This is a genomic window from Burkholderia sp. R-40 (genome assembly GCF_049942845.1).
GTDB lineage: Bacteria > Pseudomonadota > Gammaproteobacteria > Burkholderiales > Burkholderiaceae > Burkholderia > Burkholderia ambifaria.
Genome location: NZ_CP187967.1, coordinates 3,043,124 through 3,061,929 on the forward strand (window position 1 = coordinate 3,043,124; position 18,806 = coordinate 3,061,929).

Below are 18,806 nucleotides of genomic sequence, written 5' to 3' on the forward strand. Positions count from 1 at the left end.
TCGTGCAATGAATCCCGAACATTCCCCGCTCGGCAAGGCCACCGTCTATGCCGCCCAGTACGACGCGTCGCTGCTGTTCCCGATCCCGCGCGCCGGCGCGCGCGAGCAGCTCGGCATCACGTCGGCGCTGCCGTTCTTCGGCACCGACATCTGGAACGCGTACGAGCTGTCGTGGCTCAACGCGCGCGGCAAGCCGCAGCTCGCGGTCGCGACGTTCTACGTGCCGGCCGAATCGCCGAACATCGTCGAATCGAAGTCGTTCAAGCTGTATCTCGGCTCGTTCGCCCAATCGAAGTTCGACTCGCTCGACGCGGTGCGCGACACGTTGAAGCGCGACGTGTCGGCCGCGTGCGGCGCGAGCGTGTCGGTGCAGCTCGTGTCGCCGCACGACTTCGGCAAGCTTCAGATGGAAGAGCTCGACGGGCTGTCGCTCGACCGGCTCGACCTCGACACCGACGTGTACGAACCGGATCCGTCGCTGCTGTCGGCGGCCCAGGACGAAGCGCCGGTCGAGGAGACGCTCGTGTCGGACCTGCTGCGCTCGAATTGCCCGGTCACCGGCCAGCCCGACTGGGGCAGCGTGCAGATCCACTACGTGGGGCCGCAGATCGACCATGCGGGGCTGCTGCGCTACATCATTTCGTTCCGCAATCACACGGGCTTTCACGAGCAGTGCGTCGAGCGCATCTTCCTCGACATCCTGCATGCGTGCAAACCGTTGAAGCTCGCGGTGTATGCGCGCTATACGCGCCGCGGCGGGCTGGACATCAACCCGTTCCGCACGAACTACAACCAGCCGATGCCGGATAATGCGCGGACTGCGCGGCAGTAACGGCGCTTGGCGGGCAATCGCCGCGAGCCGCGGCCACCGGCAATCATGAGCCCGTAACGAAACAGCCCCGCCGGCTCGCGCCGACGGGGCTGTTTTGCTGTGTGCGCGGGAAACGTGCGCGTTACTTCGCCGGCGCCTTATAAGCGATGCAATCGACCTCGACCTTGCAATCGATGACCATGCTCGACTGCACGCACGCGCGTGCCGGCGGATGCTCGCCGAAGTACGACACGAACACCTTGTTGAACGACGCGAAATCGCGTGCGTCGTCGAGCCACACGCCGCAGCGCACGACGTGCTCGAGGCCGTAGCCGGCTTCCTTCAGGATCGCGATCACGTTCTCGATCGTCTGCTTCGACTGCGTGACGATCCCGCCTTCGACGACCTCGCCGTTCACCATCGGTGTCTGGCCCGACACGTACAGCCAGCCGTCGGCCTCGACCGCGCGTGCAAACGGCATCACCTGGCCGCCGGTACCCTTCGCTTCGCCCACGCCATATCGCTTCATCGTTTCACTCCTGGTTTGTCGACCGGCATCGGCACGTCAGCGCCCGCGCCAGCCCATGCAACGCACGGTTGCGGATGCGCGCGCCGACATGGCGCACGCGGCAAATCGGTTGGAGACCGCGCTCAGAACGCGGCGTCGGCACTCGCCGGCACGCGCTCGCCGCGTGCGACGAAACCGCCGGCGCGCTCGCCGGTCGGCTGGCCGTTCTCATAGGTCAGCACGCCGTTCACCCACACCGCGTCGATCCCGTGCGCGGGTTGCTGCGGCTTGTCGAACGTCGCGGCATCGATCACGCGCGCCGGATCGAACAGCACGAGATCCGCGTGGTAGCCGACCTGCACTTCGCCGCGCCGCGCGATTCCGTAGCGGCGCGCGGACAGCGACGTCATCTTGCGGATCGCTTCCTCGAGCGGCAGCAGGTTCGTGTCGCGCACGTAATGGCCGAGCACGCGCGGGAACGCGCCCCACAGCCGCGGGTGCGGCAGCGGATCGTTCGGCAGGCCGTCCGAGCCGACCATCGTCGCCGGGTGCGACAGGATCCGGCGCACGTCGTCCTCGGACATGTTGTGGTACACGGCACCGGCCGGGCGGATCCGCTGCGCGGCCTCCTGCTCGGTCACGCCCCAGTCGGCCGCGATCGCCTTAAGCAGCTTGCCGGCGACTTCCGGATGCGGCTCCGACCACGTGATCGTGATGTCGATGTCGCCCGTCACCTGCTTCAGGTCGAGCGTCGACGAGCTGCGGCTGTACGGATAGCAGTCGCAGCCGACCGGCTGGTAGCGGCGCGCGCCTTCGAGCGACGCGAGCACCTCGGTGCTGCGCCCCCAGTTCGACGGGCCCGCGCACTTCAGGTGCGAGATCACGACCGGCACCTGCGCGTGACGGCCGACGCGGTAGGCCTCGTCCATCGCGTCGAGGATCGCGTCGAACTCGGTTCGCATGTGCGTCGTGTACAGCGCGCCCGCATTCGCGAGCGGCTCGGCGAGCGCCATCACTTCCTCGGCCGGCGCCGCGAACGCGGAGCCGTAGGCCAGGCCCGACGACAGCCCGAGCGCCCCGTTCGCGAGCGCCTCCTCGAGCTGCGTGCGCATCCCGGCGATTTCGCCGTCGGTCGCCGCGCGGTCGAGGCGGTCCATCTGGTTGTTGCGCAACGCCGTGTGCCCGACGAGCGCCGCGACGTTGACGGCCGGACGCGCATCGTTCACGGCCGCGACATAGGCAGCGAAGGTCGGGTAGCGGAACGCGTCGCGATCACCGAGCAGGTTCATCGGATCGGGCGGATCGCCCGCGAGCGTCACCGGCGACGCGCTGATCCCGCAGTTGCCGACGATCACGGTCGTCACGCCCTGCGAGATCTTCGGCAGCATCTCCGGCGCGCGGATCACGTGCGTGTCGTCGTGCGTGTGCACGTCGACGAAGCCCGGCGCGAGCGCGCGGCCGTTCGCATCGACGACGGTTTCGGCGAGCCAGTTCGACAAGTTGCCGATCGCCGCGATCACGCCGTTGCGGATCGCGACGTCGCGCGTGACGGGCGGCGCGCCGGTGCCGTCGTACAGCTGCGCACCGACGATCAGCGTATCGGCGGCTTCGGGATGCGAATGCATGGTCAGTCTCCTACCGGTTGACGGTCTCCGCCGCCGCGGTGCGCATCGAGCGCATGCTTGATGCGGCGCAGCGATTCTCGGCCCGCATCGCCGAGCCGCAGCGCGACTCCGGTGACGAGCACGTCGATCGCCATCATCATCGCGTAGCGCGATGTCGAAGGCTTGTAAATGAAATCGGTTTCGAACGCGACGACCGGGATCAGGTGGTCGGCGAGCTTTGCGAGCGGCGAAGCCGGCGCGGTGATCGCGATCAGCGTCGCGCCGTAGCGCTTCGCGAGGCGGCAGCTCTCGAGCAGCTCGGGCACGCGCCCGCTCACCGACAGCGCGACGACCACGGCGTCGCGCGACAGCGTCGCGGCCACCATGCGCTGCAGCAGGCTGTCCTGGTAGCTCGCGACCGGCCGGCCGAAGCGCACGAGCCGGAAGCGCAGCTCGTCGGCGAGCGCGGTCGAACCGCCGCCCTGCCCGTACACGTAGACCATCTTCGCGCCGGCCAGCAGGTCGGCCGCCGCGTCGAACGACGTGTTGCGCAGCAGCTGGTGGTTGTGCGCGAGCGCCACGCGGATCTCGTCGTAGACGACCGATGCGGGGCTCGCGTCTTCGGCGGGATGCGCGTCGGACGGCACGAGGAAGCGCTGGCCGACGGCCGCGGCCTGCGCGACGAGCACCTTCAGTTCGCGCACGTCGCGGCAGCCGACGGCCTTCGCGAAACGCGTGACCGTCGCGACGCTGACCCCCGCGTCGCGCGCCAGCGCGCCGATGCTCGCATGCGCGGCGCGCGCGAGATCGGCGAGGATGTATGCCGCGACCTTGCGTTCGGCTTCGCGCAGCTCGGGCGCGCATTCGGCGATGCGCGCGACGATATCGAGGAGCGGCGGGGCGACCGCAGCCGTGGGGTCGGCGGCGAATGGCGTTGACGGGGTGGTTCGCGAATTCATCTGCTGAAAGGGTGGGCGCTTTATGTTACTAAATAACATCACCGCGCCGATGCTACTTTCTGTACCATCGGCATGTCAACTTCAGTGCAATGCATAGTGATGATGGAGCGGGATGACATGAAAGTTACAAACTATCAGGAACCGACAATCAATCCGTTGGGCAAGGGCCTCGGCAACCTGCCGAGCGCGAGCGTGCCGCTCGGCGACGCAACCCGCCTCGAGTGGAACCTGCTCGCGGAAGACGTCAGCCTGCCGGCCGCGGTGCTGTACGCGGATCGCATCGAACACAATCTGAACTGGATGCAGGCGTTCGTCCAGCAGTACGGCGCCCAGTTCGCGCCGCACGGCAAGACGACGATGGCGCCGCAACTGTTCCGCCGCCAGCTCGCCGCCGGCGCATGGGGCATCACGCTCGCGACCGCGCACCAGACGCAGGCCGCGTATCACGGCGGCGTGCGGCGCGTGCTGCTGGCGAACCAGCTGGTCGGCCGCCAGAACATGACGATCATCGCGGAGCTGCTGTCCGACCCCGACTTCGAATTCTTCTGCCTCGTCGATTCGGCTGACAGCGTCGACCAGCTCGGCCGCTTCTTCGGCGACGCGAAGAAAACGCTGAACGTGCTGCTCGAGCTCGGCGTGCCGGGCGGCCGCGCGGGCGTGCGCGATGCCGCGCAGCGCAAAGCCGTGCTCGACGCGATCGCGCGCTATCCGGACACGCTGAAGCTGGCCGGCATCGAACTCTACGAAGGCGTGCTGAAGGAGGAAGGCGAGATCCGCGCGTTCCTGCAGGACGCGGTCGCGCTCACGCGCGAGCTGGCCGAAGCCGGCCGTTTCGCGCGCACGCCGGCGATCCTGTCGGGCGCCGGCTCGGCGTGGTACGACGTGGTCGCGGAGGAATTCGCGAAGGCGTCCGACGCCGGTTTCGCGGAAGTCGTGCTGCGTCCGGGCTGCTACCTGACGCACGACGTCGGCATCTACAAGAAGGCGCAGACCGACGTGTTCGCGCGCAACCCGATCGCCCGCAGGATGGGTGAAGGGCTGCTGCCGGCACTCCAGCTGTGGGCGTACGTGCAGTCGGTGCCGGAGCAGGATCGCGCGATCATCGCGCTCGGCAAGCGCGACGCGGCGTTCGACGCGGGCCTGCCCGAGCCGGCGCGCCACTTCCGCCCGGGCCGCGACAGCGCGCCGCGCGACGTCGCCGCGAGCGAAGGCTGGGCCGTCACCGGGATGATGGACCAGCACGCGTACCTGCAGATCCCGCCGGGCGCGGACGTGAAGGTCGGCGACATGGTCGCGTTCGACATTTCGCACCCGTGCCTGACGTTCGACAAGTGGCGCCAGCTGCTCGTCCTCGATCCGCAATTCCGCGTGACGGAAGTCGTCGAAACGTTCTTCTGACGCCCCGCGCACGCCGCCCCGCCGCCGCGCGGGGCGGCCGTCACGCGCGCTTCAATCTGCCGGAGTACACTGCGCTTTCGTCCTCGGGGCCGCTTCGCCGCCGTAGCGCCGTCTGCCGCGCGCGGCGCGAACGGCCCTCAATGCTGTTCAATGGAGAAAGCCATGGCCGCGAAGAAGATCCTGTTCCTGACCGGCGATTTCGCCGAAGACTACGAAACGATGGTGCCGTTCCAGGCGCTGCAGGCCGTCGGCCATCACGTCGATGCAGTGTGCCCGGGCAAGCGCGCGGGCGACAAGATCAAGACCGCGATTCACGATTTCGAGGGCGACCAGACCTACACCGAAAAACCGGGCCACCTGTTCACGCTGAACGCGACGTTCGACGACGTCGATGCGTCAGGCTACGACGCGCTCGCGATCGCGGGCGGCCGTGCGCCCGAATACCTGCGCCTGGATTCGAAGGTGATCGCGCTGGTGCGCGCGTTCGCGGAAGCCGGCAAGCCGATCGCCGCGATCTGCCATGCGGCGCAGCTGCTCGCGGCCGCCGACGTGATCCGCGGCAAGCGCATCTCGGCCTACCCGGCCTGCGCGCCCGAAGTGAAGCTCGCGGGCGGCGAATACGCGGACATTCCGGTCGATGCGGCGGTGACCGACGCACCGTTCGTCACCGCACCCGCGTGGCCCGCGCATCCGGCCTGGCTCGCGCAGTTCCTCGTGCTGCTCGGCACGCGCATCGAACTGTAAATCACGTTGAAATGAAGTGTGGTGGAGCGCCGGGCGGCGGCGGGTTCGTGCGCCCGGTGCGGCCCGCCAGCCTCAGGCGCCGCGCCGACCACGGTCCAGGCCGCGATCGAACGCCGAGTGCGCGCCGCTTACCGCCCTGCTCTTCAATGCGATGCCGGCGGCGACCCGACATCCGCGATCCGCGACTCCAGCATCGCCAGCGCGCCCGACAGCGCATTCAGCACGTCGTCCGGCAATTGCGCCATCGTCTGTTCGAGGAACGCCTTGCGGCGCGGCAGGCACGCGTCGAATGCGGCGCGGCCGGCGTCGGTCAGCGTGACGTTGGTCACGCGGTTGTCGCGGGCATCGGACGCGCGCTCGATCCAGCCGAGCGCATCGAGCGATTTCAGCTGGCGCGTGAGCGCGCCCGGATCGATGCGCAGCACTTCGACGAGCTTCTTCTGCGACGCATGCCCGTCCATCGTGTGCAGCGCGACCATGATCCGCCAGCGCGGCATCGGCTGCCCGACGTTCGTTTCGAATGCGGTCATGAACGCGCGATACGTGCGTCCGAATTGCTGCAAGATCGCGACGCGGTCCTGTTCTTCCATGCGGTGAATTCGTGTCCGGTGAATCATTGAATCGGTCAATCGGCCGCGACATGCGGCTCGATCTTGTGCCGCAGCGCGATCGGCGGCACGCGGCGGCACTGCCACACCGACACCACGGCGACGACGGCCGCCATCGCGACCCCCAGGTGAATCGCGCCGACCAGCGATTCGCGGGCCGCTTCCAGCAGCAGCGCGCCATTATGCCCGGCGCGGGTCAGCTCCGCGACGAGACCGCCTTGCGCGGCGCGGTCGATCAGGATCTGCGGATCGGCGAGCCGCGCATGCCATTGCAGCGCGTGGTCGCCCGACAGCGCATCGCGCACGCCGCTCGAATACATCTGGTTGACGAGCGTGCCCGTCAGCGCCGTGCCGAGCATCCCGCCGACCATCCGCAGCGACTGCAGCAGCGCGGTCGCGATGCCGAGGTGCTCGCGGCCGGCCGTCTGCTGCGCGAACACGGTGAGGTTGGGCAGCACGAAACCGAGGCCGATGCCGCCGGCGACCATCAGCGCCATCAGCATCCAGGTCGGCGTCGCGTGCGTCGACACGACGATACCCGCGCACGCGATCGCGAACAGCACGAAGCCGACGTGCAGCATCGCGTTCGGATGGCGGATGCGCGTGATGACGCGGCCGTTCATGATGCTGCCGATCGTGATGAACACGACGAGCGGCGTGATCACGAGCCCCGCCTCCTTCGGCGACATCCCGAAGCCGCCCTGGAACAGCAGCGGCGCGTAGAACAGCAGCGAGAACATCGAGAAGCCGGCGAGGATCGCGAGCACGAACAGCGCCGACAGCGCGCGGTTGCCGAACATGTCGAACGGCAGGATCGGCTGCGCGCAGCGCTTTTCCCACTGCCACAACCCGATACCGGCGCCGACCGCGACGACCAGCAGCAGCGACGCCCAGCTCATGACGCCGTACTTCGGCAGCCATTCGACGAACAGCTGCAGCGCGCCGAGCGACAGCGCGATCAGCAGCGCGCCCGGCCAGTCGAGCCGCATCTTGCGGTCGTGCGCGACATGCCTCAGGTGCGGCAGATAGCGCCACACGAAGAACAGCGACAGCAGGCCAATCGGCAGATTCACGTAGAACACCGAGCGCCAGCCGAACGACTGCGTCAGGATCCCGCCGAGCGACGGCCCGACCGCGTTCGCGATGCCGAACGCGGAACTCATCAGCACCTGCCAGCGCAGCCGCACGATGGAGTCGGGGAACAGGTCGGGAATGCACGCGAACGCGGTGCCGACCAGCATCCCGCCGCCGATCCCCTGCAGCCCGCGCGCGAGCACCAGGTACAGCATGTCGTTCGCCATTCCGCACAGCACCGACGCGCCGGTGAACACGACGATCGACGCGATGACGAACGGCTTTCGGCCGTAATAGTCGCCGAGGCGGCCGAAGATCGGCACGGTGATTACGGAACTGAGCAGGTACGAGGTCGCCACCCACGCATACAGGTCGAAGCCCCTGAGTTCGGCGACGATGGTCGGCAACGCGGTGCCGACAACCGTCTGGTCGAGCGCGACGAGCATAGTGACGAACGAGATCCCGATCATCGCCAGCAGCGATTCGCGGAACGGCAGGACTTGCCCGCTCGAATGGTGGGCGGCAGTATGGACGGCCATTTTTTGTTGATGCAACTTTTGACGAGTCAAACAATCTCAAAATTCTAGCACGCCGGAGTAATCTAGGATGGCGACGGTTCACCCCGCCCCGGCCGCCAAGGAGAAAGATGGAACCGATTTCAATCACGCCTGCCGCGACGCTGTCGCCGGAGGATCAGGACGCGCTGCGGCGCGCGAAGCAGGTGCTGGAAAGCCCGTCACTGACGATGAAGCTGACGGGCATGCTGGGCGCGCCAGTCGAGAAGATGATCGCGCGGCTGCCGGACTTCGCGACCGGCAAGATCAACGACGCAACGCAGCTCGCGCTGCGCAAGTGCCTGAACATCGCGCTGCGCACGCTCGGCAAGCCGCAGACGCCCGATGCCGAGCCGGACAAGCCGAGCAACCTGCTGCACAAGCTCGCGGTCGCGACGACCGGCGCCGCCGGCGGCGCATTCGGCTTCCTTGCGCTGCCGGTCGAGCTGCCGGTGACGACGACGCTGATCTTCCGCTCGGTGTGCGACATCGCGCGCAGCGAGGGCGAGGATCTGGGCTCGGTGGATACGCAGCTGCAGTGCCTGGCCGTGCTCGGCATGGGCGGCAACCCGGACAAGGACGAAGAGGACGCCGATCTCGGCTATTTCGTGCTGCGCGGCGCGCTCGCGCAGGCGATTTCGAAGGCATCGTCGGACATCACGACGAAAGGGATCGCCGCGCACAGCTCGGCGGCCGTGTTCAAGCTCGTGCAGACGGTCGCGTCGCGCTTCTCGGTGCAGGTCACCGAGCAGATGGCCGCGAAGTCGATCCCGGCGATCGGCGCGGTGCTCGGCGCGACCGTCAACACGCTGTTCATCGACCACTTCCAGCAGATGGCGCACGGCCACTTCACCGTGCGCCGGCTCGAGCGCAAGTACGGCTCGGTGGCCGTGAAAGCCGCGTATCAGGCGATCGACGGCTCGCCGACGCGCTGAACCGCCCGCTCGACCGCGACGCGGCGCACGAACGCGGCCGCCCGGTCGAGCGCATCGCGCGCCTCCGGCACCATCGGCGCGTACAGCTGCCACACGTGCGGCATGTCGGGCCACACCTCGAGCTCCACCGGCACGCCGGCCGCCTTCGCCTTGTCGGCGACGCGGCGCGAATCGTCGAGCAGCACCTCGGTGCTGCCAACCTGGATAAAGAGCGGCGGCAGCCCGGTGAAATCCGCATAGAACGGCGACGCATACGGATGCGTGGCCGACGCATCCCCCAGATACAGCTTCGCCGCCTTCGGCAGCGCCGCGCCCGCGAACATCGGGTCGGGGCCGTCGTTGCTGCGCATCGTGCCGCCCGTGCCGGCCAGGTCGGTCCACGGCGAGAACAGGATCGCGCCGGCCGGCAACGGTTCGCCGCGGTCGCGCAGCGCAACGAGCGTCGCGAGCGCGAGGCCGCCGCCCGCCGAATCGCCGCCGAACACGATCGATTCGGGCGGCGTGCCGAGCGCGAGCAATTGCCGGTAGGCGGCCAGCGCGTCGTCGAGCGCGGCCGGGAAACGGTTTTCGGGGGCAAGCCGGTAGTCGAGCGAGAACGCGCGCACGCCGGCGCGCTTCGTGAGGCCGAACACGAGCGGCCGATGGGTTTTCGTCGAACAGAAGTAGTAGCCGCCGCCGTGGAAGTACAGCAGCGTGCGGCCGGGCCCGCGAGCGGCGACCGCGTCGGTGCGTTCGAGCCATTCGCCGCGCAGCGGCGCGTCGCCGGGGCCGTAGCACTCGCGCAGCCGGTAGCCCGACGGCGCGCGACGCGGCACGATCATTCTCAGGTCGGTGAAGCGCCGCGCGCGGGCAGGATCGAGCACCGGGCGCGTCGTCTCGGGACGAAACTGCCAGCGCAGCAGCCAGCACGCGAACTTGCTTTGCCAACTCATCGAACACACTCCGTCATCGCAGTGTCACGATGGTACGTGCGATCGCCGCCGCGCCGCTCGACGGGAGCCTCTATATCAAACGCCGGCGCGCGCCCGGCCGGCTCAGTTCGCCGGCATCATCTGGCCGCGGATCTCGCCGGATGGATGCTCCTTCGTGTGCACGTTGAAGTACCACTTGCCGCTCATCAGGTCGGTCACCTGCGCGTCGGTGAGCTCCTTCGCCCCCTTCATCGGGCTCGCCAGCTCGTCCTTCGGGACCGGCACCTGCACGCCGGCGTTCTGGCCGACCGGCGCGGGCCCGTGGAAGTGCGCGGCGGTCGCCGGCCCGGTGAGGTGTTCGTACGTCGCCGTCCAGTGCAGCATGTGGGTGGCCGTGTCGTAGGTGGCGTCGACGGCGCCGGAGCCCTTCGTCGCGGTGGGCGGCACCTCGCTCGACGGCTGCAGGTTGGCGGACAGGCGCACCGTTTCGGCAGCGGCACCGCCGGCGGCCAGCACGCCCGCGAGCAACGCCACCTGGAGCAAACGCAGCTTCGGCATGAATCCTCCTTGAACGACGTGGTACGCCACCCGGATGGGGACGTGACATGATGGTAGACGATCGCCGCCGATCCGGCAGCCCCGCGCGGCGTCGGCGCCTGCCGGAATCTGGAACAGACCTTTCCAGCGGGAGCGCTGAATCCGTGCGCGGCCTTTCGCTACACTTCGTTTCACAGTTGCTTGTTTCCTTCGTCCGAAGGAGTCTGCGAGTATTCACGCGGCCATCCGGCCGCGTTTTTTTTTGCCCGCGCGGCACGGCCACCGTCCGACACGACGACGTGACGACGCACCGCGCGCACGGTCATGCTTCGTAACAGGTTGTTGTGCAAACCCGCGTCGACACCGGCTTGCGCGCGCGGGACAATGCCCGGGTGTTGTCGTGACTGCAAAGTGAACCGTGCCGGCCCACCTCCCGATGCCCTGCCCGACCCGCCCCGTCCGTGTCCGCCCGCTGCTGGCGAGCCTCTGCTCCATCGCCGCGTTTTACGGCGCACCTGCCGACGCGCAGGACTTCTCGCTGTTCGCCGGCTCGCTGTGGGGCGGCGGCGACCGCTCGTATGCGTGGGCGTTCGATTATCAGGAAGGCTTGAGCGCGCATACCGCGCTCGGGTTTACCTGGTACAACGAGGGCCACATACCGAATCATCACCGCGATGGCCAGGCCGTGCAGTTCTGGGGCCGCGTGCCGCTCGAGAATCGCCGCTTCGTGCTGTCGGCCGGCGTCGGCCCGTATCGCTACTTCGACACCGTGCCGGCCGGCGAAGGCCGCGGCTACTCGAACACGCACGGCTGGGGCGTGCTGATGAGCGTGCGCGCCGCGTATTACACGTCGCACCGCTGGATCGCGCAGCTTCAGCTCAATCGCGCGCAGGTGTTCAGCGGCCCGGCCACGACGTCGGTGATGTTCGGCGTCGGCTACCAGCTCGATGCGCCCGACACGCCGGGCCCGCGCGACACCGCGCTGCCGCGCACGCGCAAAGTCACGAACAACGAAGTCACCGCGATGCTCGGCGAGACGATCCTCAACAGCCGCTCGTCGCCGTCGACGCTCGGCGGCAGTCTCGAATACCGGCGCGGCCTCACCCGCTCGATCGACTGGACCGCGACGTGGCTGTACGAAGGCGCGAAACAGGGCGTCCGTCGCAACGGCATCGCATCCCAGCTGTGGCTCACGCGCGCATTCCTGAACGACAAGGTCACGCTGTCGGCCGGCGCCGGCGCATACGTCACGATCGACCAGCACAATCGCGCAGCCGAGCCGAACGCGGCCGGCGGCCGGCTCTCCGGCATCGTGTCGATTTCGGCGAGCTACCGGATCTCCGATCGCTGGCTCACACGCGTCACGTGGAACCGCGTGGTCACGCGCTACAACCGCGACACCGACGTGATCCAGGCCGGTCTCGGCTACCGGTTCTAGCCGGCGCGCGCCGCCTGCCTCACGCGCGATAGCCGGGATCGATGCGATCGACGATGCGCTGCAATGCGTCGAACGCGTCCTGCCCCGCGCCGTGCTTCGGATCGAAATTCAGCGAATCGCGCACGCAGCCCTCGAGCACCGGCGGCGCGATCGGCAGTGCGCCGCCGATCGCGTGGGTCGCGACCTGCACCTCGCACGCGCGATTGAGCAGCCACATCAGCGAGAAAGTCTGCGCGAGCGTCGCGCCGATCGTCACGGGCCCGTGGTTGCGCAGCAGCAGCACGGGCCGCCCGCCGGCGCTCTCGACGATGCGCCGCCCTTCCTCGAGATGCACGGTGATGCCCTCGAAATCGTGATACGCGATCTTCCCGTAGAGCTGCGCCGAATAGAAGTTCGAGAACGACAGCCCGTCGCGCGAGCAGCACACGGCCATCGTCGGCGTCGTATGCACGTGCATCACGCAGTGCGCGTCGGGCAGCGCCGCATGGATCGCGCTGTGGAACGTGAAGCCCGCCGGGTTGATCGGCCAGTCGGAATGGCCGATCACGTTGCCGTCGATGTCGATCTTCACGAGGTTCGACGCGCATACCTCGCGGTAATGGAGCCCGAACGGGTTGATCAGGAAATGGCCGTCCTCGCCCGGCACGCGCAGCGAGATATGGTTGTAGATCAGCTCGGTCCAGCCGAGATGGTCGAAGATCCGGTAGGCGGCCGCGAGCTGCACGCGCGCCTGCCATTCGGCCTCGGAGAAACGGGCGGGACGCGTGAACGGCTGGTTCGGTACACGTTGCATGGGGCACTCCGGTGGCGGACGGGCGCGGCCGCGCGGGCGGCGGCTGCGTGCATTGTCGGGCGTCTGCTGGCGTCGCACGCGGCGTGGCGGCTGGTTCGGCGTCGTCAGGCGCGTGGTTCGGCGCCGGTTCGGCGCGCATTGCGCGAGCCGTCCGCCGGCGCCTTCACGATGCGCATATCGTTGCGCACACAACCATATCACCTTTCCCCGCGCAGCGGAATCGCGGGTTTGGCCTGAGCCGTTCCGGCCCTTACAGCTGATCGTCGACCGGCAGCAACATGAAGATGCCGGTCATCACGTTGCGCTTCAGCCCGGCATGCGGATCGACGTGATACGTGCTCGGCTGACCGCCGTCCACGCCGGTCCATTCGAGCGAAGGCCGGCCGCCGTCAGCCTGCTTCGCGAGCGTGACGCGATAGCTTTCGTCGGGCGCCGTCACGCGCGCGAAGATCGCCGCGGCCTGCTGCGCGAGCACCGGGCTGTGGATCACGAGCGCGAGCTCGGTGTTGAGGTGCGCGGAGCGCGGGTCGAGGTTCAGCGACCCGATCACGAGGATTTGCCGGTCGATCACGTACGCCTTCGCATGCAGGCTCGCCCGCGAGCGCGAGCCGAACAGTCGGGCAGGCTGCTGGTCCGGCTGCGCCTTGAATTCGTACAGCTCGACCCCGCGCTGCAGCAACGGGATGCGATAAGGCGCATAGCCGGCCTGCACCGCGACCGCGTCGGTCGCCGCGAGCGAATTCGTGACGATCGCGACGCGCACGCCGCGCGCGGTCGTATCGCCGAGGATCTTCACGCCGGCGTCGTGCGGCACGAAGTACGGCGAGAACGCGAGGAATTCCTTGCGCGCGCCGCGCGCGAGCTCGCCCAGGCGCTGCATCGGCGGGCTCACGTACGCGTCGGTCGGCCGCGCGATCTTGTCCGGCGCATCGACCTTGAATTCGGCCGGCGCCCACACGAGCTCGAGCTGGTCGCGCGCGATCTGCTGCGCGAGCGGCGTCGCGTTCAGCGGCTTCGCGTTGTATGGGTCGGCGTTCTTGCGCCAGTGCTCGCGCAGCTCGTCGCGCATCGCGTCGAGATCCTTCGGATCGAACTTCTGATGATTCAGCACGCGCAGCGGATAGCTGCTCGCGCTCGCCCAGTAGTCGTCGAAGCTCTTCGAGATGTCGTGCGTCACGGGGCCGGCCGCGAGCACGTCGAGATCGCGGAACTGCAGCGTCGGGCTCGCGCTGAAATATTCGTCGCCGAGATTGCGGCCGCCGACGATCGCGAGCTGGTTATCCGCGATCATCGCCTTGTTGTGCATCCGGCGCGTGAAGCTGTCGATCCGCGTGAAGAAGTTGGCCGTGCGCTCGACCATGCCGCGCTGCGACGCGCCGAACGGGTTGAACACGCGGATCTCGATGTTCTGATGCGTATTCAGCGCGGCCATCACGCGGTCGATGTCGTCGAAGTTCAGGTCGTCCACCAGCATCCGCACGCGCACGCCGCGATCGGCCGCGTACAGCGCCGCGCCGAGCAGCAGCTTGCCGGTCGTATCCTCGGTCGCGATGTAGTACTGCATGTCGAGCGTCTTCGTCGCCGCGCGCGCGAGCGCGATGCGCATCTGCAATGCGGTGGCGCCGTCGGCCAGCAAGCGGAAGCCCGACTGCCCCGGATGCGCGGCTCCCGGCGCGGCCAGCGCATCGCGCAGCGGGGTCGCGGTATCGGCAGACAACGCGTGGGACACGGGGCGATCGAGCGAGGTGGCGGGCGGGTGCGTCGCGCAGGCGACGAGCGGCAGCAGCGCGCAGACGATCAGCGCGCGGGCCGGGCGGCACACGGCGCGCCACGACAGCGCGGCCGGCGCGCGCCGAATCAAAGACGTAAGCACGGAAACTTCCTCGACAGGCGGATCAATGGGTCCGCGATCACCGCGGCGCGCGGCTGACAGGCGGCTCCAGCCGATTCTAGTGGGCGCCGGATGAACCGGTCAATCGCGCGGCCGGCGCGGGTGGCGCCGCGCCGCAGCAAAACGCGCGTCGCCCGCGGCGCGCGCCCCGGCCCGGCGGCCTGCGGCTCGCGATCGTCCGCCGTGCGGGCCTGAGGCGGCCATGGTCCAACCAATCTCACGGCGCGTCGCCACTTCGCTCGAAGTGGCTGCGCACGTAGTCGATATGCGTCTGCATCGCGGTGCGCGCCTCCTCGGGCCGCTGCGCGCAGATCGCGTCACACACCACCCGGTGCTGCTGCAGCAGCAACTCGGACGCCTGCTCGTGCGTCGTCATCCCCGCGACGTTGATCGAGATGTGCTCGCGCAGCATCCCGATCACGCTCGTATGCAGGTGCAGGAACATCGTGTTGTGCGACGCGAGCGCGATCGCCTCGTGCAGCTTCGCATCGGCCGATGCCTCGACGGCCGCATCGTCGTTTGCGTGCGCGGTTTCGAGCTCGCGCAGCAGCGCGCGGATCCGGCGCCGGTCGCTCGCGTCGGCGCGCAGCGCGGCGAAATACGCGGTCGCGCCTTCGAGCACGCGACGGAATTCGAGAATGTCGTCGCGCAACGCCGGGTGGTCGGCGACCAGCTGGCCCCACGGCGACGCGATGCCCGCGCGCAACTGGTCCGTCACGTACACGCCCGCGCCGCGCCGGCTCTGCAGCAGCCCGCGCGCGACGAGCCGCTGGGTCGCCTCGCGCACCGTGTTGCGCGCGACGCCGTACTGCTGCGCGAGCACGCGCTCGGCCGGCAGCCGCGCGCCGGCCTGCCACGTGCCGTCGAGCAGCGCCGTCTCGATCTTGCGCATCACCACTTCGGTCCGGCCCCGTGCCGTCATCGCCGCCATCGCCGTCTCCCCATCCGGAATACTCGTCGCGTCGATTGGCCCAACCAATTTGAGCTTCGGCGCCGTCGCGGGAATTATGCAGCGAAAGCGAAATCGTCGTCCCGCATGCGCATGCCGGGCCGCCGCACCTGGAGCGAGACATGAACGAAAGGCACTACCCCACCGCCGCCCCCGCGCACGTCTACCTGTTCGCGACCTGCCTGGTCGACCTGTTCGTCCCCGAAGCCGGGCTCGACACGGTCCGCCTGCTGGAACGCGAAGACCTGACCGTCCACTATCCGCGCGGCCAGAGTTGCTGCGGGCAGCCTGCGTACAGCAGCGGCAATCCCGACGAGGCACGCCGTGTCGCGGCCGCGCAGCTCGACCTGTTCGCCGAGCCCTGGCCGGTGATCGTGCCGTCCGGCTCGTGCGCGGGCATGATCCGGCACCATTGGCCGGCGCTGTTCGCCGACGATCCCGTGCACGGCCCGAAGGCCCGCGCGATCGCGGAGCGCACCTACGAACTCGCCGAATTCCTCGTCCATGTGCTCCACGTGCGGCTCGATGCCGTCACCGCGAATGCCGGCCCGGACGAACGCGTGGTGCTGCACACGTCGTGCGCGGCCCGCCGCGAGATGGGCACCCGCGTGCACGGCGTCGCGCTCGTCGACGCGCTGCCGGGCGTCACGCGCATCGAACACGAACGCGAATCGGAATGCTGCGGCTTCGGCGGCACGTTCTCGCTGAAACATCCCGACATCTCCGGCGCGATGGTGAGCGACAAGGTCGCATCGGCCTGCGCGACCGGTTGCGAGCGCCTCGTGTCGGCGGACTGCGGCTGCCTGCTGAACATCGGTCACGCGGCCGAGAAGGCTGGCGCTCCCCTGCCCGTCGAGCATTTCGCGAGCTTCCTGTGGCGCCGCACGGCTGGCGCCGGCTCGCTGCGCGGGGATGCGCAATGAGCGCGCGCGACGCGATCCTCGCGCGCCTGCGCGCCGCCGCGCCCGGCGTCGCCGCGAACGCCGCATCGGCGCTCGATGCGCGCATCGACACGCATTACGCCGCGCGGCGCGCGCCTGCCGCACCCGACCCGCTTGTACTCGCGCAGACGATGCAGGCCGCGCTCGCCGCGTCGCATGCCGATGTCTGGTGCGCGAGCGCCGACGCGTGGCCCGCGCAGCTGGCCGCGCGTCTGGCCGACGCCGGCGTGCGCCGCCTGCTGCTCGACCCGGCACGCGCCGAATCCGCGGCGCTCGCGCGGGCGCTGCCCGACGGGGTCGCGCCGGTGCCGTTCGACCGGCCGATCGACGCGTGGAAAGCCGAGCTGTTCGACACGATCGACGCGGGCTTCACCGTCGCGCGCTCGGGGATCGCGACGACCGGCACCGTGGTGCTCGCGCCCGATGCCGGCACGCCGCGCACGGTGTCGCTGGTGCCGCCGCTGCACATCGCACTCGTCCACGCGAACACGCTGCATGCCGACCTTCACGCGGCCGTGCACGCGGAGCGCTGGCACGCCGGCATGCCGACCAACGTCGTGCTGGTGTCGGGCCCGTCGAAGACGTCCGATATCCAGCAGACCCTCGCGTACGGCGCCCACGGCCCGCGCCACCTCTGGGTCGTGATCGTCACCGGGCCGGCCGCCGAACCGGCCGCAACCGCCTGCCAGGAGCTGCCGCGATGAGCGACCAACCGCTGCAATTCGTCACCCCCGGCGACTTCAAGGCCCGTGCGCGCGCCGCGCTCGACGATCCCGCGCTGCGCCAAAGCTTTCGCGGCGCGATGGACTTCCTGCAGGGCAAGCGTACGTCCCAGTTCCCCGACGACACCGAGCTGCAGCAGCTGCGCGATCTCGGCGAAGCCGTGCGGCAGCACGCGCTCGCGCAACTGCCGGCGCTGCTCGAACAGCTGGAGGCAAAGCTCACCGCCGCCGGCGTGCAGGTGCACTGGGCCGAGACGGCCGCCGACGCGAACGCGATCGTGCTCGGCATCGCGCAGGCGAACCATGCGCGCCGCGTGATCAAGGGCAAGTCGATGGCGAGCGAGGAAATCGAGCTGAACCATTACCTCGCGGATCACGGCGTCGACTGCATCGAGTCCGACATGGGCGAGTTCATCGTGCAGCTCGCGGGCGAGAAGCCGTCGCACATCGTGATGCCGGCGATCCACAAGACCCGCGGCGACATCGCCGAGCTGTTCGAGCGGCACATCCCCGGCACGCGCTACACGGAGGACGTCGACGAGCTGATCCAGACCGGCCGGCGCGCGCTGCGCCGCGCGTTCGCGGAAGCCGACATCGGCCTGTCCGGCGTGAACTTCGCGGCGGCCGACACGGGCACGCTGTGGCTCGTCGAGAACGAGGGCAACGGCCGGCTGTCGACCACCGTACCCGATACGCACGTCGCGATCATGGGGATCGAGAAGGTCGTCGAGAAGCTCGAGCACATCGTGCCGCTGTCGAGCCTGCTGACGCGTTCGGCCACCGGCCAGGCGATCACGACCTACTTCAACCTGATCTCGGGCCCGCGCCGCGAAGGCGAACGCGACGGCCCGCGCGAGCTGCATCTCGTGCTGCTCGACAACGGCCGCACGCAGGCCTACGCGGACGAACAGCTGCGCGCGACGCTGCAGTGCATCCGCTGCGGCGCGTGCATGAACCATTGCCCCGTCTATACGCGCATCGGCGGCCACGCGTACGGGACGACCTATCCCGGCCCGATCGGCAAGATCATCTCGCCGCACCTGCTCGGCCTCGACGCGACGGCCGACCTGCCGACCGCGTCGACGCTGTGCGGCGCGTGCGGCGAGGTGTGCCCGGTCCGGATTCCGATCCCGCAGCTGCTGGTGCGGCTGCGCACCGAGGCGAACCGCAAGCCCGACGAACCCGTCGCGCATCCGCTGCGCGGCCAGGGCGCGAACTACAACCGCGCGGAAGACCTCGTGTGGCGCTTCTGGTCGGGCGCGTTCGCGCATCCGCGCGCGTATCGCGCGTTCCGCTGGACCGCGACGCGGCTGCGCGCGCTGACGCCCGCGAAGCAGATGGGCTGGACCCAGCACCGCACGCCGCTCGAGCCGGCGCCGCGCAGCCTGTCCGACCTGCTGCGCGCGCGCGGCCAGCCCGAATAGAACAC

Annotated in this window: 18 protein-coding genes; 8 read left to right on the forward strand and 10 right to left on the reverse strand. The window is 69.1% G+C overall.

Annotation, left to right across the window (positions count from 1 at the left end; genetic code table 11):
- The first annotated feature begins 7 nt into the window (after window positions 1-7).
- A complete protein-coding gene (gene queF / locus ACP26O_RS14055) occupies window positions 8-832 on the forward strand; it encodes an NADPH-dependent 7-cyano-7-deazaguanine reductase QueF (RefSeq protein WP_105832904.1) in 825 nt (274 codons plus the stop codon).
- 121 nt (window positions 833-953) lie between these two features.
- On the opposite strand, the gene ACP26O_RS14060 is transcribed toward queF, so the two are convergent.
- From ACP26O_RS14060 to ACP26O_RS14070, 3 genes are all read right to left on the reverse strand, one after another.
- Window positions 954-1,340 (reverse strand): RidA family protein, encoded by a 387-nt coding sequence (locus tag ACP26O_RS14060; RefSeq protein WP_006751946.1) that lies wholly within the window; start codon window positions 1,338-1,340, stop codon window positions 954-956.
- A 122-nt stretch (window positions 1,341-1,462) separates the two neighbouring features.
- Window positions 1,463-2,944 carry an N-acyl-D-amino-acid deacylase family protein gene (locus tag ACP26O_RS14065; RefSeq protein WP_006759685.1) on the reverse strand — a complete coding sequence of 494 codons (1,482 nt, stop codon included), beginning with the start codon at window positions 2,942-2,944 and terminating at the stop codon, window positions 1,463-1,465.
- A 2-nt stretch (window positions 2,945-2,946) separates the two neighbouring features.
- Window positions 2,947-3,882 carry a MurR/RpiR family transcriptional regulator gene (locus tag ACP26O_RS14070; protein ID WP_041491272.1) on the reverse strand — a complete coding sequence of 312 codons (936 nt, stop codon included), beginning with the start codon at window positions 3,880-3,882 and terminating at the stop codon, window positions 2,947-2,949.
- 117 nt (window positions 3,883-3,999) lie between these two features.
- Between ACP26O_RS14070 and ACP26O_RS14075 the strand changes: the two genes are divergently transcribed.
- A complete protein-coding gene (locus ACP26O_RS14075) occupies window positions 4,000-5,280 on the forward strand; it encodes an amino acid deaminase (RefSeq protein ID WP_105832917.1) in 1,281 nt (426 codons plus the stop codon).
- A gap of 162 nt (window positions 5,281-5,442) precedes the next feature.
- Window positions 5,443-6,024 (forward strand): DJ-1/PfpI family protein, encoded by a 582-nt coding sequence (locus ACP26O_RS14080; protein WP_006759688.1) that lies wholly within the window; start codon window positions 5,443-5,445, stop codon window positions 6,022-6,024.
- A 143-nt stretch (window positions 6,025-6,167) separates the two neighbouring features.
- On the opposite strand, the gene ACP26O_RS14085 is transcribed toward ACP26O_RS14080, so the two are convergent.
- Entirely contained in the window at window positions 6,168-6,614 is a 447-nt protein-coding gene (locus tag ACP26O_RS14085) for a MarR family winged helix-turn-helix transcriptional regulator (RefSeq protein WP_041491273.1), read from the reverse strand.
- A gap of 35 nt (window positions 6,615-6,649) precedes the next feature.
- Complete coding sequence (locus tag ACP26O_RS14090) at window positions 6,650-8,245, reverse strand: MDR family MFS transporter (RefSeq protein WP_175665381.1); 1,596 nt, start codon at window positions 8,243-8,245, stop codon at window positions 6,650-6,652.
- Between the two features lie 107 nt (window positions 8,246-8,352).
- On the opposite strand from ACP26O_RS14090, the gene ACP26O_RS14095 reads away from it, so the two are divergent.
- Window positions 8,353-9,195 carry an EcsC family protein gene (locus ACP26O_RS14095; protein ID WP_011657912.1) on the forward strand — a complete coding sequence of 281 codons (843 nt, stop codon included), beginning with the start codon at window positions 8,353-8,355 and terminating at the stop codon, window positions 9,193-9,195.
- On the opposite strand, the gene ACP26O_RS14100 is transcribed toward ACP26O_RS14095, so the two are convergent.
- Together ACP26O_RS14100 and ACP26O_RS14105 are read right to left on the reverse strand one after the other, a co-directional pair.
- Window positions 9,165-10,127, reverse strand: coding sequence for an alpha/beta hydrolase (locus ACP26O_RS14100; protein WP_175665380.1), 963 nt, complete (start codon window positions 10,125-10,127; stop codon window positions 9,165-9,167). The genes ACP26O_RS14095 and ACP26O_RS14100 overlap by 31 nt on opposite strands.
- A 102-nt stretch (window positions 10,128-10,229) precedes the next feature.
- Entirely contained in the window at window positions 10,230-10,664 is a 435-nt protein-coding gene (locus tag ACP26O_RS14105; protein ID WP_011657914.1) for a CHRD domain-containing protein, read from the reverse strand.
- A gap of 415 nt (window positions 10,665-11,079) precedes the next feature.
- Here ACP26O_RS14105 and ACP26O_RS14110 point away from each other — a divergent pair, with 415 nt between their 5' ends.
- Window positions 11,080-12,081, forward strand: coding sequence for a hypothetical protein (locus ACP26O_RS14110; RefSeq protein ID WP_175665473.1), 1,002 nt, complete (start codon window positions 11,080-11,082; stop codon window positions 12,079-12,081).
- 19 nt (window positions 12,082-12,100) lie between these two features.
- Here the strand turns inward: ACP26O_RS14110 and ACP26O_RS14115 are convergent, their stop codons facing one another.
- From ACP26O_RS14115 to ACP26O_RS14125, 3 genes are all read right to left on the reverse strand, one after another.
- Window positions 12,101-12,874, reverse strand: coding sequence for a class II aldolase/adducin family protein (locus tag ACP26O_RS14115; RefSeq protein ID WP_059557112.1), 774 nt, complete (start codon window positions 12,872-12,874; stop codon window positions 12,101-12,103).
- Window positions 12,875-13,124: 250 nt separating this feature from the next.
- Window positions 13,125-14,747 (reverse strand): phospholipase D family protein, encoded by a 1,623-nt coding sequence (locus tag ACP26O_RS14120; protein WP_175665379.1) that lies wholly within the window; start codon window positions 14,745-14,747, stop codon window positions 13,125-13,127.
- 235 nt (window positions 14,748-14,982) lie between these two features.
- Complete coding sequence (locus tag ACP26O_RS14125) at window positions 14,983-15,696, reverse strand: FadR/GntR family transcriptional regulator (protein ID WP_011657917.1); 714 nt, start codon at window positions 15,694-15,696, stop codon at window positions 14,983-14,985.
- A 140-nt stretch (window positions 15,697-15,836) separates the two neighbouring features.
- Between ACP26O_RS14125 and ACP26O_RS14130 the strand changes: the two genes are divergently transcribed.
- Genes ACP26O_RS14130 through ACP26O_RS14140 form a run of 3 tightly spaced genes read left to right on the forward strand, consistent with a single transcriptional unit; the run spans window position 15,837 to window position 18,801 of the window.
- Complete coding sequence (locus tag ACP26O_RS14130) at window positions 15,837-16,637, forward strand: (Fe-S)-binding protein (protein WP_175665378.1); 801 nt, start codon at window positions 15,837-15,839, stop codon at window positions 16,635-16,637.
- Window positions 16,634-17,359, forward strand: a complete 726-nt coding sequence (locus tag ACP26O_RS14135; protein ID WP_175665377.1) for a LutC/YkgG family protein — start codon at window positions 16,634-16,636, stop codon at window positions 17,357-17,359. Before ACP26O_RS14130 ends, ACP26O_RS14135 begins: the two co-directional genes overlap by 4 nt.
- Complete coding sequence (locus tag ACP26O_RS14140; protein WP_175665376.1) at window positions 17,356-18,801, forward strand: LutB/LldF family L-lactate oxidation iron-sulfur protein; 1,446 nt, start codon at window positions 17,356-17,358, stop codon at window positions 18,799-18,801. The genes ACP26O_RS14135 and ACP26O_RS14140 overlap by 4 nt, the downstream gene beginning before the upstream one ends.
- Window positions 18,802-18,806: the final 5 nt, after the last annotated feature.

Bases quoted from the DNA above. Each gene is read 5' to 3' on its own strand.
- queF (WP_105832904.1), top strand. From the start codon at position 8: ATGAATCCCGAACATTCCCCGCTCGGCAAGGCCACCGTCTATGCCGCC.
- ACP26O_RS14060 (WP_006751946.1), bottom strand. From the start codon at position 1,340: ATGAAGCGATATGGCGTGGGCGAAGCGAAGGGTACCGGCGGCCAGGTG.
- ACP26O_RS14065 (WP_006759685.1), bottom strand. From the start codon at position 2,944: ATGCATTCGCATCCCGAAGCCGCCGATACGCTGATCGTCGGTGCGCAG.
- ACP26O_RS14070 (WP_041491272.1), bottom strand. From the start codon at position 3,882: ATGAATTCGCGAACCACCCCGTCAACGCCATTCGCCGCCGACCCCACG.
- ACP26O_RS14075 (WP_105832917.1), top strand. From the start codon at position 4,000: ATGAAAGTTACAAACTATCAGGAACCGACAATCAATCCGTTGGGCAAG.
- ACP26O_RS14080 (WP_006759688.1), top strand. From the start codon at position 5,443: ATGGCCGCGAAGAAGATCCTGTTCCTGACCGGCGATTTCGCCGAAGAC.
- ACP26O_RS14085 (WP_041491273.1), bottom strand. From the start codon at position 6,614: ATGGAAGAACAGGACCGCGTCGCGATCTTGCAGCAATTCGGACGCACG.
- ACP26O_RS14090 (WP_175665381.1), bottom strand. From the start codon at position 8,245: ATGGCCGTCCATACTGCCGCCCACCATTCGAGCGGGCAAGTCCTGCCG.
- ACP26O_RS14095 (WP_011657912.1), top strand. From the start codon at position 8,353: ATGGAACCGATTTCAATCACGCCTGCCGCGACGCTGTCGCCGGAGGAT.
- ACP26O_RS14100 (WP_175665380.1), bottom strand. From the start codon at position 10,127: ATGAGTTGGCAAAGCAAGTTCGCGTGCTGGCTGCTGCGCTGGCAGTTT.
- ACP26O_RS14105 (WP_011657914.1), bottom strand. From the start codon at position 10,664: ATGCCGAAGCTGCGTTTGCTCCAGGTGGCGTTGCTCGCGGGCGTGCTG.
- ACP26O_RS14110 (WP_175665473.1), top strand. From the start codon at position 11,080: ATGCCCTGCCCGACCCGCCCCGTCCGTGTCCGCCCGCTGCTGGCGAGC.
- ACP26O_RS14115 (WP_059557112.1), bottom strand. From the start codon at position 12,874: ATGCAACGTGTACCGAACCAGCCGTTCACGCGTCCCGCCCGTTTCTCC.
- ACP26O_RS14125 (WP_011657917.1), bottom strand. From the start codon at position 15,696: ATGGCGGCGATGACGGCACGGGGCCGGACCGAAGTGGTGATGCGCAAG.
- ACP26O_RS14130 (WP_175665378.1), top strand. From the start codon at position 15,837: ATGAACGAAAGGCACTACCCCACCGCCGCCCCCGCGCACGTCTACCTG.
- ACP26O_RS14135 (WP_175665377.1), top strand. From the start codon at position 16,634: ATGAGCGCGCGCGACGCGATCCTCGCGCGCCTGCGCGCCGCCGCGCCC.
- ACP26O_RS14140 (WP_175665376.1), top strand. From the start codon at position 17,356: ATGAGCGACCAACCGCTGCAATTCGTCACCCCCGGCGACTTCAAGGCC.